This is a genomic window from Micromonospora sp. WMMD812 (genome assembly GCF_027497215.1).
Classification (GTDB): Bacteria; Actinomycetota; Actinomycetes; order Mycobacteriales; family Micromonosporaceae; genus Micromonospora.
On sequence record NZ_CP114904.1, the window covers coordinates 5,167,307 to 5,181,032 of the forward strand.

At 72.9% G+C, this 13,726-nt stretch carries 16 protein-coding genes; 9 read left to right on the forward strand and 7 right to left on the reverse strand.

Going from position 1 to position 13,726, the window contains the following annotated elements:
• Positions 1 to 26 precede the first annotated feature (26 nt).
• The 4 genes from pstS to O7603_RS23910 all read right to left on the reverse strand — a co-directional run bounded on the left by pstS (position 27) and on the right by O7603_RS23910 (position 4,352).
• Positions 27 to 1,133, reverse strand: coding sequence for a phosphate ABC transporter substrate-binding protein PstS (pstS, locus tag O7603_RS23895; RefSeq protein WP_281572021.1), 1,107 nt, complete (start codon positions 1,131 to 1,133; stop codon positions 27 to 29).
• Positions 1,134 to 1,599: 466 nt separating this feature from the next.
• A complete protein-coding gene (mshD, locus tag O7603_RS23900) occupies positions 1,600 to 2,526 on the reverse strand; it encodes a mycothiol synthase (RefSeq protein WP_281572022.1) in 927 nt (308 codons plus the stop codon).
• Positions 2,527 to 2,616: 90 nt separating this feature from the next.
• Positions 2,617 to 3,537 (reverse strand): polysaccharide deacetylase family protein, encoded by a 921-nt coding sequence (locus tag O7603_RS23905; RefSeq protein WP_281572023.1) that lies wholly within the window; start codon positions 3,535 to 3,537, stop codon positions 2,617 to 2,619.
• 95 nt (positions 3,538 to 3,632) lie between these two features.
• Positions 3,633 to 4,352 (reverse strand): response regulator transcription factor, encoded by a 720-nt coding sequence (locus O7603_RS23910; protein ID WP_281576783.1) that lies wholly within the window; start codon positions 4,350 to 4,352, stop codon positions 3,633 to 3,635.
• Between the two features lie 241 nt (positions 4,353 to 4,593).
• Between O7603_RS23910 and O7603_RS23915 the strand changes: the two genes are divergently transcribed.
• The 7 genes from O7603_RS23915 (at position 4,594) to O7603_RS23940 (ending at position 9,938) form a co-directional block, all read left to right on the forward strand.
• Entirely contained in the window at positions 4,594 to 5,643 is a 1,050-nt protein-coding gene (locus tag O7603_RS23915; protein ID WP_281572024.1) for a hypothetical protein, read from the forward strand.
• A gap of 104 nt (positions 5,644 to 5,747) precedes the next feature.
• Positions 5,748 to 6,536 (forward strand): DUF2993 domain-containing protein, encoded by a 789-nt coding sequence (locus tag O7603_RS23920; RefSeq protein WP_281572025.1) that lies wholly within the window; start codon positions 5,748 to 5,750, stop codon positions 6,534 to 6,536.
• Positions 6,537 to 6,676: 140 nt separating this feature from the next.
• A complete protein-coding gene (locus tag O7603_RS33090; RefSeq protein ID WP_311202345.1) occupies positions 6,677 to 6,754 on the forward strand; it encodes an Ms5788A family Cys-rich leader peptide in 78 nt (25 codons plus the stop codon).
• A 206-nt stretch (positions 6,755 to 6,960) separates the two neighbouring features.
• Positions 6,961 to 7,809 carry a sulfurtransferase gene (locus O7603_RS23925; protein ID WP_281572026.1) on the forward strand — a complete coding sequence of 283 codons (849 nt, stop codon included), beginning with the start codon at positions 6,961 to 6,963 and terminating at the stop codon, positions 7,807 to 7,809.
• Between the two features lie 3 nt (positions 7,810 to 7,812).
• Positions 7,813 to 8,136: a DUF1416 domain-containing protein gene (locus tag O7603_RS23930; protein WP_281572027.1), complete on the forward strand. Its 324-nt coding sequence runs from the start codon at positions 7,813 to 7,815 to the stop codon at positions 8,134 to 8,136.
• Between the two features lie 284 nt (positions 8,137 to 8,420).
• Positions 8,421 to 8,963, forward strand: a complete 543-nt coding sequence (locus O7603_RS23935; RefSeq protein WP_281572028.1) for a winged helix-turn-helix domain-containing protein — start codon at positions 8,421 to 8,423, stop codon at positions 8,961 to 8,963.
• A 126-nt stretch (positions 8,964 to 9,089) separates the two neighbouring features.
• Positions 9,090 to 9,938, forward strand: a complete 849-nt coding sequence (locus tag O7603_RS23940) for a hypothetical protein (protein WP_281572029.1) — start codon at positions 9,090 to 9,092, stop codon at positions 9,936 to 9,938.
• A 101-nt stretch (positions 9,939 to 10,039) separates the two neighbouring features.
• Here O7603_RS23940 and O7603_RS23945 read toward each other — a convergent pair whose 3' ends face one another.
• The 3 genes from O7603_RS23945 to O7603_RS23955 all read right to left on the reverse strand — a co-directional run bounded on the left by O7603_RS23945 (position 10,040) and on the right by O7603_RS23955 (position 12,936).
• Entirely contained in the window at positions 10,040 to 12,094 is a 2,055-nt protein-coding gene (locus O7603_RS23945; RefSeq protein ID WP_281572030.1) for a glycogen debranching N-terminal domain-containing protein, read from the reverse strand.
• The gene (locus O7603_RS23950; protein ID WP_281572031.1) at positions 12,091 to 12,471 is read right to left on the reverse strand and encodes an SCP2 sterol-binding domain-containing protein; all 381 of its coding nucleotides are present in this window, start codon (positions 12,469 to 12,471) and stop codon (positions 12,091 to 12,093) included. Before O7603_RS23950 ends, O7603_RS23945 begins: the two co-directional genes overlap by 4 nt.
• A 102-nt stretch (positions 12,472 to 12,573) precedes the next feature.
• Positions 12,574 to 12,936 carry a DsrE family protein gene (locus tag O7603_RS23955; RefSeq protein WP_281572032.1) on the reverse strand — a complete coding sequence of 121 codons (363 nt, stop codon included), beginning with the start codon at positions 12,934 to 12,936 and terminating at the stop codon, positions 12,574 to 12,576.
• A 23-nt stretch (positions 12,937 to 12,959) separates the two neighbouring features.
• Here O7603_RS23955 and mtfM point away from each other — a divergent pair, with 23 nt between their 5' ends.
• Together mtfM and O7603_RS23965 are read left to right on the forward strand one after the other, a co-directional pair.
• A complete protein-coding gene (gene mtfM / locus O7603_RS23960; RefSeq protein ID WP_269456547.1) occupies positions 12,960 to 13,064 on the forward strand; it encodes a small membrane protein MtfM in 105 nt (34 codons plus the stop codon).
• A 55-nt stretch (positions 13,065 to 13,119) separates the two neighbouring features.
• Positions 13,120 to 13,725 (forward strand): FABP family protein, encoded by a 606-nt coding sequence (locus O7603_RS23965; protein ID WP_281572033.1) that lies wholly within the window; start codon positions 13,120 to 13,122, stop codon positions 13,723 to 13,725.
• Position 13,726: the final 1 nt, after the last annotated feature.

Consider the following 13,726-nt stretch of genomic DNA (forward strand, 5'->3'; position numbering starts at 1 on the left):
GTGACGTGTTCGGTCAGTCAGTCAGGTCAGGAGATGTTCTTGACCGCGGCCTCGACCTTGGTGCGGACGCTCTCCGGCAGCGGGGCGTAGCCCAGCTCGGTCATGGCAGCCTGGCCCTCAGTGCTGGCGGCGTAGCCGAGCAGGCCCTTGACCAGCGGCAGCTTGTCGGTGGCGAGGCCCTTGCTGCAGACGATCTCGTAGGTCGCCAGGACGATCGGGTAGGCCCCGGCCTCCTTGGTGTTGTAGTCGATCGACAGCTTGAGGTCGTCGCCCTGGCCCTCGACCTTGGCGCCGGCGATGGTCTTGCCGGCGTTCTCGGCGGTCAGCTCGGCGAACTCGTTGTTGCCGTTACCGATCTTGGCCATCTTGAGGCCGGCGTTCTCGGCGAACGACCACTCCATGTAGCCGATGCTGCCGTCCGCGCCCTTGACCGAGCTGGCCACGCCGTCCGAGCCCTTGGAGCCGGTGCCGCCCGGGCCCTTCCACGCCTTGGCCTTGCCGAAGGTCCAGTCGGTCTCGGCGGTCTTGCTCAGGTAGTTGGTGAAGTTGTCAGTGGTGCCGGACTCGTCCGAGCGGTGCACCGTCTGGATGGTGGTCGACGGAAGCTTCGCGTCCGGGTTGTCGGCCTTGATGGCCGCGTCGTCCCACTTGGTCACCTTGCCGGCGAAGATCTTCGCCAGAGTGGCCGGCTTGAGCTGGAGGTTGTCCACGCCGCTGACGTTGTAGGCCACGGCCACCGGGCCGATCACCATCGGCAGGTGGATCGCCTTGCCACCAACGCACTTCGCGTCGGCCTGCGGCTGCTCCTCCGGCTTGAGGGCCGAGTCGGAGCCGGCGAAGTCGGCCGTGCCGGCGATGAAGGCCTGGATGCCCGCGCCGGAGCCGGAGGGCTCGTAGTTGATGGTGGTGCCGGTGCACTTCTGCTGGTACGCCTTGATCCACTCGGCCATGGCGTTCTTCTGAGCCGAGGAGCCCTGGGCGTTCACGGTGCCGGTGGCGCAGTCGACCGCAGCGGCCGAGCCGGAGGCGCTGGCACCGGGGGCGGACTCGTTGTTGTCCGAGCCGCATGCACTGATAGCGAGCGTCGCGGTAAGAGCGAGGCAGGCAAGCGCGCCGTGCCGCTGGAGCTTCACCTGAGGGGTTTCCCTTCACGTCTGACTTGGCACCCCGGTCGGGGCCCAGGGCCGGCAGTGACCGGCTGAGTCCAAAAGTTAGGAGGGCCAGGTAGCCGGCTCGCCGGTCATAAGTGAACGGAAGGTGAACACGTTCGGCCTGCGCGATGTCCACTCGCTGAGGGTGAGTTGTCCGTTTAGTGAACTCGCGTGCAGCTGTCGGAAGTATCCGTATATTTACGTTACGTCGTTACCTCGCCGAAGCGCGCCCGTTATCTCGCGGTGACCGCTGCCGTGGCGCGGCGGCCACGAGGCGCGTGACCGATCCCGGCCCCCGCGCGCCGCGCCGACGCCCGGCGGTCCGGCGCGGTGCCCGGCGGTCCGGCCCGGCGGTGCCCGGCGCCGCGCCACGGCGGTGGCCCGGCGGTCCGGCGGGGTGGTGCCCGGCGCGGCGCCGCGGCGGTGCCCGGCGGTCCAGCGCGGCGGCTCAGCCCAGGTGGTAGTTCACGTGTGCCGACCAGGGCAGGAAGCCGAGCCGCCGGTAGAGGGCCATCGCGGCGGTGTTCGTGTCGTCGACGTAGAGCATCACCCGGTCCAGGCCGCGCCGGTCCCGCAGGTACGCCAGCCCGGCGGTGGTCAGCGCCCGGCCCAGCCCGCCACGGTGCGTGGCCGGGTCGACGCCCAGCACGTAGACCTCGCCGATCCGGGCCGAGCCCGGGCGCTCGTGCACCTTGGTCCAGTGGAAGCCGACCAGTCGCCCGGTGGACTCCTCGACGGCGAGCAGGAAGCCGGCCGGGTCGAACCACGGTTCGGCCAGGCGTACGCGCAGGTCGTCGGCGGTCCACCGGCCCTGTTCCGGATGGTCGGCGAAGGCCCGGGCGTTGAGCGCCAACCAGGCCACGTCGTCCGCCCCCGGCTCGAACGCGCGCAGCACCACACCGTCGGGCAGGGCGGGCTCGGCCAGCGGGGCGGTCAGCGACCGGCGCAGCTGCCAGAGCACGCGCGCCCGGGTGAAGCCCAGGTCGACCGCGAGGGCCGCGGCCGACGGGTGGTCGCCGTGCGCCCAGGCCCGCAGCGGACCGGTGGCGGAGGCCAGCACTCCCCGGGCCAGCGCCCGTCCGGTGCCCCGCCGCCGGTAGGCCGGGTGGACCACCAGCTCCACTCCGATCCCGCCGGCCGGGTCGGTGGTGTCCAGGTGGGCGTATCCGGTCAGGGTGCCGTCGTCGGCCCGGGCGACCAGGTGCACGGCCGCGGCGTCCGGGTCGCGCAGCCGGAGCAGGACGTGCTCGTCGAACGGATCGGCGCCGTCGCTGTCGCCCGCCGACACCGCCAGCGCCAGCACGTCGGCGACCTCGGCGCCGGACAGCCGGTCGGCCCGGGTCACCTGGTCGAGGGTGGGCTCAGCGCTGCTCATCCCGCCACCGTAGCCCGGCGGCCCCGGCCGCCGGACGCGGTCCCGGCCGACCGCGTGCACGGCCAGGTGAGGGCCCGGGCGGCCGGCCGCTCACGTCGGGTCGGTCGGCAGCGCCTCCAGCTCGAACCGGGAGGTCAGGTCCGGCAGGATGCGGTACAGCGCGTCCACGGTGCCCTGCCGGTTTCCGCCCGCGTCGTGCAGCAGCACGACCGACCCCGGTGCGACCCCGGTCACCACGGTCGAGGCGATCTTCGCCGCCCCCGGCGCCTCCCAATCCATCGGGTCCACGTCCCAGTGCACCGGCGTCATGCCCAGCGTGTGCGCCACCGACACCACCGGATAGGTCCACGCGCCGCCGGGCTGGCGGTACCAGACGATCGGGGCGTCGGGCACCGCCGCCCGGATCGCCGCGTTGGTCCGCAGCAGGTCGGCCCGGATCGCGTCCGGCGACCGCTTGCCCAGTGTCACGTCGTGATTCCAGGTGTGGTTGCAGAGGGTGTGCCCGTCGGCGACGATCTCCCGGACGAGTTCCGGATTGTTCTGTGCCATCTCTCCGACCAGGCAGAAGGTGGCGTGGACGCCGTACTCCCGCAGCGCGGAGAGGACCTGCGGGGTGTACTGCGGGTCCGGCCCGTCGTCGAAGGTGAGCGCGACCTTGCCGTTGCCCGTGGTGGTGTGCGCGCCGTAGAGGCCGTCGCCGTTGGCGTCCCCGGAAGAGCCGTCCTGCCCGGCCTCGGTCGGGGTGGTGCTCCGGCCGTCCGGCCCTGGGCTCGCCGAGGAGGTCGGTGTGTTCGACGGTTGGTCGGCGTAGTGCGGGGCGTTCAGGTCGCCGGTGACCCCCGCGGGATTGCGCTCCGCGTCCGGCACCAGGCTCCGGCCGAGGGCGTACGCGGAGCCGAGCAGTGCGGCCACCACCAGGGTGACGGCCGCGACGGCGCGCCCCGTCGAGCCGGGCCGCAGGATCGCTCGTATCCGGTCGAGCCCGCCGGCCGTGTCGCCCCCCGTAGCCATCACATGCCCCTTCTGCTGCCGAACCCGGCAGTCAGAATAGAGCCGACGAGCTGCGCAAATAGGGCATATCGGAAATGGAGCCCGGAGGGTGAGGGTCAGACCGGCAGCGGCGCGTGCTCCGCGTCCGGCAGCGAGCGGGACGGCGGCACGACGAACTTGTAGCCGACCTGGCGCACCGTGCCGATCATGGACTCGTACTCCGAGCCGAGCTTGGCCCGCAGCCGTCGGACGTGCACGTCGACCGTCCGGGTGCCGCCGAAGTAGTCGTAGCCCCAGACCTCCCGGAGGAGCTGGTCCCGGGTGAACACCCGGCCCGGGTGCTGGGCCAGGAACTTCAGCAGCTCGAACTCCTTGTAGGTGAGGTCGAGCGGGCGGCCCTTCAGCTTCGCGGCGTAGGTGTCCGGGTCGATGGTCAGCTCACCGGCTCGGATCGAGCCGCCGGCGCCGGCGATCGCGTTGCTCAGCCGGCCCACCGCCAGTCGCAGTCGAGCCTCCACCTCGGCCGGACCGGCCGAGGCGAGGATGACGTCGTCGACGCCCCAGTCGGCGTTCAGGGCGATCAGACCCGCCTCGGTGACCACCGCGACCAGCGGGACGCCCAGGCCGGTGGCGTGCAGCATGCGGCAGGTCGCGCGGGCCTCGCTCAGCTCGGAGCGCGCGTCGACCAGCACCGCGTCCGGGCTCGGGCCGGCGACCAGGGTGCGAACGTCGCGCGGCGCGGTGCGGACCGAGTGCGGCAGCAGGTCGAGTGCCGGCAGCACCACGGACGGTTCACCTGCACGCGCGCTCACCAGCAGCAGGATCTCCACGATCACCTCCGTCCCGGCGGCCTCGTGGCCGCACGCGACCAGCGGCACTCCGGTGGGTGCGCTGAGAACTAGCGTGGGTCCCGGCGTCGCTGACGGGCGGGTAGCGGGTTGAGCGTAACCGATCGGCCGGGCTGCGCCCTTGGGGCATTTCCCGTTTGTTCGCTTTGCCCTCGATCGCGGCGCAGGTTTTAACGTTGCCGAAACCCGTGACCTCCGCGCCGCCGGGCCGGTCTGGCACGATCGGTGCGTGTTTCCCTCCACCTCGCCCGAGACGGGCCGGGACCCGTGGCCCGACGGACCCCGCCCGGGGCAGCCCTACGGCAATCCGCCGGCGCCGCGCAGCGGCCCGGGCGACGACGACGGCGACCGCCGGGAGCGCGGCGGACCGCGGCGGGCCCGACGCGGCGGTGAACGGGCCCGCCGGCCGGACGACGCCGCGACGGACGAGCCGGACGAGGAGGAGGTGCCGCCGGTCGACGTGCGGCGGCCGCTCTCGGTCGCCATCGGCGGCTTCGCCGCCCTGCTCGGGGTCGGCCTGGTGCTCGGCGCCCAGACCTCCGGTCCGGGCCACCGGCTGCCCTTCGCGATCATCATCTTCGGCGTCCAACTGCTCTTCGTCCTGGCCTGGACGATGGCCATGCGGCCGCCCGCGGTGCTGCTGGTCGCGGGGGTCAGCGCCGGGGTGGCCGCGGTGGCCGACGTCGCGGCGGTGCAGACCGAGATCGCCGGCCTGGCGCCGCTCGGCTACGTCGCGGCCGGCGGCTTCATCGTCGCCGTGCTCGGCCAGCTCGTCCGTCGGGTCGACCGGGTGCGGGTCACCGACTCGCTCGGCACGACCCTGCTGATCGTCGTGGGCGTGGTCGCCTTCGGCACGCTGATCGTGCTCAGCCGGATCCCCGCCGGCACCCAGGCGATCACCGTCTGTCTGACCGCCAGCGGCGTCGCGCTCACCCTGGCGCGGCTGATCGACGCCGTCGCACCCTGGCCGCGGCTCGCCCCGCAGGTGCCCCGTGGCGCGGCCGGCGTGGTCGGCGGCGCCATGGTCGGCACGCTGGTCAGCGCCGTGCTCGGCAGCTACCTCGTCACCCCGTTCACGCCGACCCGGGCCGCGATCATCGGGCTGGTCGCGGCGGTCGCCGCCGTGCTCGCCGACCTCGCCGTGGGGTACGCCGAGGCGGGCCGGCTGATGGCCGGCGAGCCGCCCACCATGTGGGTCGCCCGGCACATGCAGGGCCCCCTCGGGGGCTTCGCCCTGGCCGCGCCGGCCGCGTACGCCATGTGCATGCTGTTCCTCTGACCGTACGGTTGAGCGCGGCGCGGGTCGGGTACCAACGGTGGGCCGCCCTGCGGCACCGGCAGTGACGAGTCGCCGCAGTGCGGCGAGCGGAGACAGGAGGCGGTGTGGCGCAGGCCGAACCGGCGTACGTGGAACGTCCCCGGCGACGCGGGCGCAGGGCGCTCGTGGTGCTCCTCGTCCTGCTCCTGGTGCTCGCCGGGCTGCTGGTCGTCGCCGACCGGGTGGCCGCCGGCGTGGCCGAGCGGGCCATCGCCGACCAGGTCCGCCAGGAGGTGGCCAAGCAGGCCGCGCAGTCCTCCCCGCCGGAGGTCGAGGTGGGTGGCTTCCCGTTCCTGACCCAGGTGCTCGACGGCCGTTACGAGCGCATCTCCATCGTGCTGCGCGAGGTGCGCGGCTCGGTCCAGGGCGACGCGATCAGCCTGCCGGTGCTCGACGTGGACGCGCACGACGTCCGAGCCTCGCTGGACACCATCCGCTCCGGGCAGGGCGAGGTGGTCGCGGAGACGGTGAACGGCACCGCCACCATCAGCTACGACAGCCTGGCCGCGCTGCTCGACCGCCCCGGTCTGAAGCTCAGCGAGCAGGGCGGCAAGCTCGCCGTCACCGCGCCGGTGGACATCCTCGGCCAGCAGCTCACCGTCACCGGCACCGCCGACGTGACGGTCAGCGAGCAGGGGAAGGTCGGCCTGCGCTTCAACAACCTGGACGCCGAAGGGCTGCCGAACGTGCCGCTGGCCCGCACGCTGCTGAACAACTACGCCCAGGGCATCTCGGTCGACGTCCCCCTGCCCGACCTGCCGTTCCAGCTCGCCGTCCGGGAGGTGCGGCCGCTGCCCGAAGGGCTGACGGTCACCGCGGACGCGCGGGACGTACCCATCAACGCGGCCGGCTGAGGCCACGCGCCCTCGCGGCCGGCGTGCGTCGGCCACCGGGCCGTCGACCGTGGACCGGCGCCATCGCCGGCCCCTGGTCGCGTCCCGGATGCTGGTCGGGCCGGTGGCGCCCCCGCCCCTGACTGGTAGGCTCCCTGGCCATGGGGACGCTCCTCACCAAACGGCGCGCGGTCGACCTGTGCCGCGTGGCCACCTGCCTGTGTCGCCCCGTCATCTGACGGCGGGGCTGTCCTCGGTCGCCTGACGCGACCACCGGCACGCAGGGTCCGCGTACCCTCCGGTGCTCCCATCCATCGCCCGGCAGCGGCGCCGTCGCACGAACCCGTGATCCGTCCTTCCCATGGGTCCCGCGCGTGGTGCGACACCGACACATTTCGATCTCCGCGCGCTGGCTCACCATCCATCCTCACCAGGGAGTGATCTGATGAGTCGCGACACCGCACTGGTCTCGGTCGAGTGGGCCGAGAAGAATCTCGACGCCCCGGGCGTCGTCTTCGTCGAGGTCGACGAGGACACCTCGGCCTACGACACCGGCCACCTCGCCGGCGCCGTCAAGCTGGACTGGAAGACCGACCTGCAGGACCCGGTGCGCCGGGACTTCGTGAACCGGAGCCAGTTCGAGGCGCTCCTCTCCGAGCGCGGGATCGGCAACGACGACACCGTGATCCTGTACGGCGGCAACAACAACTGGTTCGCCGCTTACGCGTACTGGTACTTCAAGCTCTACGGCCACCGCGAGGTCAAGCTGCTCGACGGCGGCCGGAAGAAGTGGGAACTCGACGCCCGGCCGCTGGTCAAGGACGCGGTGACCCGTCCGGCGACCCGGTACGTCGCGCAGGATCCGGACACCTCGATCCGTGCCTTCCGCGACGAGGTGGTGGCCGCGATCGGCACCAAGAACCTGGTCGACGTGCGCAGCCCCGACGAGTTCGCCGGCCGGCTGCTCGCCCCCGCCCACCTCCCGCAGGAGCAGGCGCAGCGGGCCGGCCACATCCCCACCGCGATCAGCGTGCCGTGGTCGAAGGCGGCCAACGAGGACGGCACCTTCAAGTCCGACGACGAGCTACGCGGGATCTACGCCGACGCCGGTCTGGACGAGAGCTTGGAGACCATCGCCTACTGCCGGATCGGCGAGCGCTCCTCGCACACCTGGTTCGTGCTGCGGGAACTGCTCGGCCACCGCAACGTGAAGAACTACGACGGCTCCTGGACCGAGTACGGCTCGCTCGTCGGCGTGCCGGTCGCGCTCGGCGACGAGCCGGGGGAGGCCTGAGCCATGACCGCTCCCACCGCCGCCGGCTGCGCCGCTCCGGACCAGGCCGCGCCGCTGCCGGCCAGCCTGGACCTGGAGAAGGAGACCGTCATCAGTGGCATCGTCCGCTCCGCCGAGGGCGAGGCCGTGCCGGGCGCGTACGTCCGGCTGCTCGACTCGACCGGTGAGTTCACCGCCGAGGTGGTCACCTCGGCCGCCGGACAGTTCCGGTTCTTCGCCGCGCCGGGCACCTGGACCCTGCGGGCGCTCTCCCGGCACGGCAACGGCGACGTCGCTGTGACCGCCGGCCGGGGGATCAACGAGGTGTCGGTCACCGTCGCCTCCTGACCCACGTTCTGATCGACCGGGGCCGGTCACCCGCACGGGTGACCGGCTCCGGCCGTGTCCGGGCCCCGCCCGTCGGGCCAGGTCAGGCGGGCCGCTCGGTCCGTGACCGGCGCTCCGGGTCGGCCCGGCGCGGGCGGGCCGGGGGCCGTGGCGACCCGTCGGCCGGCGGCCAGGCGGTGACGAAAGTCGATCCCGACCGCTAGGCTGGACCAGAGCCCCATCGGCGTACGTCGCTGTCGATGGGTGGGGGCTTCTCCGTCAGCACGGTCGCCCTGGGAGGCAGCGTGTCCGGTGAAGCAGGTCCCATCGTCGTCTGCGTCAGCGCCGACGTCGCCGTCCGGGAACGCGTGGTGCGTCGTCTCGACGGGGTGGCGCCGGTGGTGAGCTGCGCCGACCTCGACGAACTGCGGGCGGTGCTGTTCGCGTCGTCGATGGTGGCGCCGCCGCCGGAGCCGACCCCGGTCGAGTCGTCCGGCGAGGCGGGCACCGCGGGGGCGGATCCCCCGGGCGGGCCGGTCGGCTGGGGCGACCTGCTCGTCGACCGGGTCGGACACCTGGTCACCTGGCGCGGCGAGCCGCTCTCCCTGACCCGTACCGAGCGGGAACTGCTCGCCCGGCTGGTCACCCCGCCGATCTCCGTCTGGAGCTACGAGCGGCTCTTCGCCGCGGTCTGGGGCGGCGACTACCTCGGCGACGCCGCGGTCCTGCACTCGGCGGTCAAGAGGCTTCGGCACAAGCTGCGGCCCCTACCCGGCGGGCCGCGGGTGCACACCGTGCGCGGCGTCGGCTACCGGCTGGACGCGCCGCCGCCACCCACCGGTGCCTGATCCCGCCGCCCGCGGCTGGCCGCCCGACGCGCGGCCGAGCCGGCGGGCGCCGCTCGACAGGGCGTCCGGCTTCGCGGCTCCCGACGCGCCAGTCCTCCGGCGGACGCCGCGTGACACCATGGCCGGGTGAGCGGCGCGCTGCAGACGGGTTACGCCCCGCCGACCGGTCCGGCACCCACCCGGCGCCGGGGCTGGCTGCTCGCGGCGACCGTCGCCTGGGCGCTGCTGCTCGCCGCGCTGGTCTGGCTCTCGGTCCGCGACGACCCGCCGACCGTCCGCGAGCAGCGCAGCCTCGCCGAGGCCGGACCGCTCGTGGACCGGGCCGTCGGCGAGTTGACCGCGGCGGCCGGCGCGTCCGCCGTGCTGGAACTGACCCCGCCGCGGGTCGAGCCGGGTTGCCGGGTGACCCCGTTCGCCGATGGCGCCTCCCTCAGGCGGGGCGTCGAGGTGGCCGCACCCGGGGACGGCGAGCGCGCGGTGCTGGAGCGGATCGCCGAGCGCCTGCCCGCGGGCTGGCGGGCCGGGGTGCGGATGACCACCGACGGGCCGCGACTGCGTGCCGACGCCGGCGAGTTCGTCGCCGTCGAGGGGCGGCCCACCGGTGACGGCCGCCTCCGGCTGACTGCCGACACCGGCTGCCGGCCGGTCGGCTCCGGTTACGCCCCGGCGACCGGGCCGGCAGGCGCGGAGGCCGCCGCTCTCGCCGAGGCGCTGCGGGCCCTCGGCCGGCTCGCCGACGCGGCGCCCGACCTGGTGACGGCACCCTGTCCGGGCGGCGGACTCGCGCGCAGCGCTCGCGCCGAGGGGGGTGCGGCCGCCCCGACCGCAGCGGCCACCGCGCTCGGCCCGCTCGCCAACGGCGGTCCCGTCCTGGACATCCCCGAGGCGTACGCCTACCGCACCGGCCCGGTCACCGTCCTCGCCGACACCGGCCCGAGCTCCCCCCACGTGGCCGCCACCCTCCCCTGCCCCTGACCCCCGCCCGTCGGATGTTGATCATGAAGTTGTTGCCCTCCGGCTCTCGGCGTGCCGGGGCAACAACTTCATGATCAACACAGCTGGCCCGGGTGGGTGGGTCAGCGGTCGGGGTGGCCGTCCTCGGGTGAACGGCTGCGGCCGAGGGCGTCGACCATGCCCCAGCGGCCCGGGATGTCGAGCAGTTCGATCCGGCCCATGCCCTCCGGCACGGCCGGATCGATGATCAGATGCTCACCCTGCGGCTCCAGGCCGAGCATGACCCGCAGGAGCAGCAGCGGCGTCCCGGTCGACCAGGCCTGCGGGCTGCACGCCGTCGGGTACTGCACCGGGTAGTCGGTGAGGTCCCGCTCGTAGCCCGCGAACGCCTCCGGCAGCCGCCCCTGGAAGAATTGGGAGGCGGCCAGGATCCCGTCGGAGATCCGCCCGGCCTCCTCCCGGTAGCCGTACCGCCAAAGGCCCCAGGCGATGATCGAGTTGTCGAACGGCCAGACCGTGCCGACGTGGTAGCCGATCGGGTTGTAACGCCCCTGGTCGTCGGCGAGGGTACGCACGCCCCAGCCGGAGAAGAGCCGCGGTCCCAGCAGGTGCTCGGCGATCCGGCCGGCCCGGGACTCGTCCACGATGCCGCTCCACAACAGGTGGCCGATGTTCGAGCTGAGCGCGTCCACCTGCCGCCCCTCGGCGTCGAGGGCGAGCGCGTAGTACTCCTTCTCCGGGATCCAAAAGTCCCGGTTGAACCGGTGCTTCAGCTCGGCCGCCTCCCGCTCCAGCCGGTCGGCGTACGCGGGGTCGTTCCAGAACGTCCGGGCCAGCCGGGCGCCGCGCATCTTAGCGTCGTACGCGTACCCCTGGAGTTCGCAGGTGGCCCGGGGGAACCCGGGCAGCCGGCCGTCGGCGAAGGAGATCGCGTCCCAGGAGTCCTTCCAGCACTGGTTCGGCAGCCCGGTCTCCTCGTTGCGGGTGTGGTACCAGATGTAGCCGGTGCCGAGCAGGTCGCCATAGGTGTCGATCCAGTCCAGCGCAGCCCGAACCTGCGACTCCAGCAGCCGCACCAGCTGGCTGTCCCCGGTCCACTGTTCGTACTCGTCGAGCAGGATGACGAAGAGCGGCGTCGAGTCGGCCGAACCGTAGTACGGCGAATGGGGCTGCTCCTCGAAGCCGGCCATCTCGCCGTACCGGAGCTCGTGCAGGATCTTGCCCGGCTCCTCGTCCCGGAAGTCGTCCACGCGGTGGCCCTGGAGGCCGCCGAGGATCTGGATGGTCGGCGGGATCAGCTCCGGCAGGAACGGCAGCACCTGCAGCGAGGTGAAGATGCTGTCCCGGCCGAAGAGGGTCATGAACCAGGGCAGCCCGGCGGCGAGCAGCCGCACCCCGAGGGCGATGGACTCGTAGCGCAGCGCCGCCAGGTCGTTCAGGCTGCGCCGGTACGCGCCGGCCAGCGGCTGGCAGTCGCAGCCGAGCTTCGGCGCCCGCTCGATCAGCTCGTTCTGCTCGGCCTGGATGGCGGCCACGTTCCGGCTGCCGCCGTACGGCAGGGTGGCCCGGATGTCCTCACCGTGGGCGCCGTAGACCACGGTCGCCACGCTCAGCCGGGTGGTCCACTCGCCGTGCCCGTCGACGCGGATGCGGTAGGTCATGCCGGACACGTCGATGTCGGCCGGCTCGCTGCTGCTGACCACCGCCTCCCGGTGGAAGGCGTCGCGGCGGTAGGTGAGCCGCAGTTCCCTGCCGTTCACGCTGGCCGTCGTGCGCCCCTTCTTCTGCCGGACGTTCTTGATCTCGAACAGGTCGGCGAAGTCGCTGCCGATGTCGAGCCGCAGGGTGAACTCGACCGGGTCGCGCGAGTGGTTGAGCACCGTCAGCTCTTCCTCGAAGCTGCCGCCGATGGCGCGGCTGCGAATCACCGACACCTTGGCGTCCAGGTAGTGCGTCGGCTCGCCGGGGGCCAGGAAGAACCGGGTGCGGTAGGACTCCGCGTCGTCGATGGAGAGCGCGTGCAGCCGCTTGCCGTCGATGGTGAGCAGCCAGGTGGAGAGGAACCGGGTGTCGAAGGAGAAGAGGCCGGTGGGGAAGTCGAAGGAGGGCTCGATGTCACCGCGCCGGTCGGTCACCAGGAAGGTGTTGCCGTCCAGGATGCTGACTAGGTCCTTCACGTCAACCGCCCGGTCTGCCGCCGGGCCACCTCACGGGGGTCCCGGGTGCCCGGCGGATTCGGGAAGAAGCGTCGGAAGGCCAGGAAGAGCACCACGTTCCCGCTGAACGTGCTCTCGTTGCGCAGCACCGCGGCGACGCCCTGCGCCTCGCCACACACCAGCCGATCGAAGAGGTCCATGCTGCTGAACCAGATGGCGTCGGCCGGTCCGCGGTCGCGGCTCACCCGCACCGAACCAGGACGCATCCGGACGAGCCAGTGGTCGGTCCGGTCGCCGGTGTCGAGGTCGATCTGCAGGGTGCCGCTGACCAGCCCGCGGAGGACCTCAGGGGCGCGCGCCGGCAGCGATTCGAAGAACCGCTCGGTCGCCTCGCTCACATCCGAATCGTAGGCACCGGCCCGGCATGTCGGGACGGTATCGGCACTCCACCTCTTCCCGGCAAACCGCCCGAAGGCGCCGTCCGGGTCGGGGGACGCCCGTCAGTACACGAGCGCCTGGGCGCCCTCGGCCATCGCCTCCTCTACGAAGACCGCCGCCCCGGCGATCCGTACGCCCGGCAGCACGTCGTCCGGGCCGATGTCGCGGCGCGCGGCGCACTGCGTGCAGGCGGTGACCGTGCCGCTGGTGAGCACGACGTGCAGCAGCTCCGCCAGCGGGGCCGAGTGTGGCAACTCGAACTCCTGGGCCCGTCCGGGCAGCGCGAACCAGGTCGACTCCCCGGTCAGCCAGAGCGAGACGTCCACGCCGGCGGCGACGGCCGTCGCCGCCACCGTGAAGGCCTGGGCGCACCGCTCCGGGGCGTCCGCCCCGGCGGTGACCTTGACGACGAGAGAGCGAGCCATGGCGCCAGCATAGGATGGTCGCCGTGGTCACCGAGATCGGGTTCGTCAGCCTGCTGGTCGCCGGCCTGGGCGCGCTCGCCGGTGGCCTGGTCTACGTGGCCGTACGCATCTCGAGAGGAAACTGGTGAGCGCGAGGAGTGAGCCGGGTTTGCGAGCCCCGCAGTCGCGAACGAAGGTGGCGTGGTGAGCGCGAACCCGTCGGACGACAACCCGCTGGCCCCGCCGCCGTGGCTGAACGCGCCGCCGGTCGACCCGTATCCCTACGAGGAGAGCCACGACCTGCGGGTCGGCCCGAAGCTGCACCCGGCGCTGGACGGCCTGCTGCCCTACATCGGTGTGTGGCGCGGTCGTGGGCGGGGCGGCTACCCCACCATCGAGGACTTCGACTTCGCGCAGGAGATCCGGATCAGCCACGATGGGCGGCCGTTCCTCTCCTACGAGTCGCGGTCGTGGATTCTCGACGAGCAGAGCCGCCCGGTGCGTCCGGCCGGTCGTGAGGTGGGCTGGTGGCGACCGGTGCTGGACGGTGAACGGGCCACCAACGAGCTGGAGGTGCTGTTGACCACCCCGACCGGTGTGATGGAGCTCTACCTCGGCCGGCGCACCGGCACCCAGGTCGAGCTGGTCACCGACGCGGTGGTGCGCACGTCGACGGCCAAGGAGGTCACCGGCGGGCACCGGCTCTTCGGCATCGTCGAGGGCGCGCTGCTCTACGCCCAGGAGATGGCCGCGGTCGGGCAGGGCCTCCACCCGCACCTCTCCGCCCGGCTCATCCGCGTCGCCGGCTGAC

Excerpts from the sequence above, each read along its gene's own strand:
- mshD (WP_281572022.1), bottom strand. The coding sequence starts at position 2,526 with ATGAGCAGCGCTGAGCCCACCCTCGACCAGGTGACCCGGGCCGACCGG.
- O7603_RS23905 (WP_281572023.1), bottom strand. The coding sequence starts at position 3,537 with ATGGCTACGGGGGGCGACACGGCCGGCGGGCTCGACCGGATACGAGCG.
- O7603_RS33090 (WP_311202345.1), top strand. The coding sequence starts at position 6,677 with ATGGGGACGCTCCTCACCAAACGGCGCGCGGTCGACCTGTGCCGCGTG.
- O7603_RS23925 (WP_281572026.1), top strand. The coding sequence starts at position 6,961 with ATGAGTCGCGACACCGCACTGGTCTCGGTCGAGTGGGCCGAGAAGAAT.
- O7603_RS23930 (WP_281572027.1), top strand. The coding sequence starts at position 7,813 with ATGACCGCTCCCACCGCCGCCGGCTGCGCCGCTCCGGACCAGGCCGCG.
- O7603_RS23955 (WP_281572032.1), bottom strand. The coding sequence starts at position 12,936 with ATGGCTCGCTCTCTCGTCGTCAAGGTCACCGCCGGGGCGGACGCCCCG.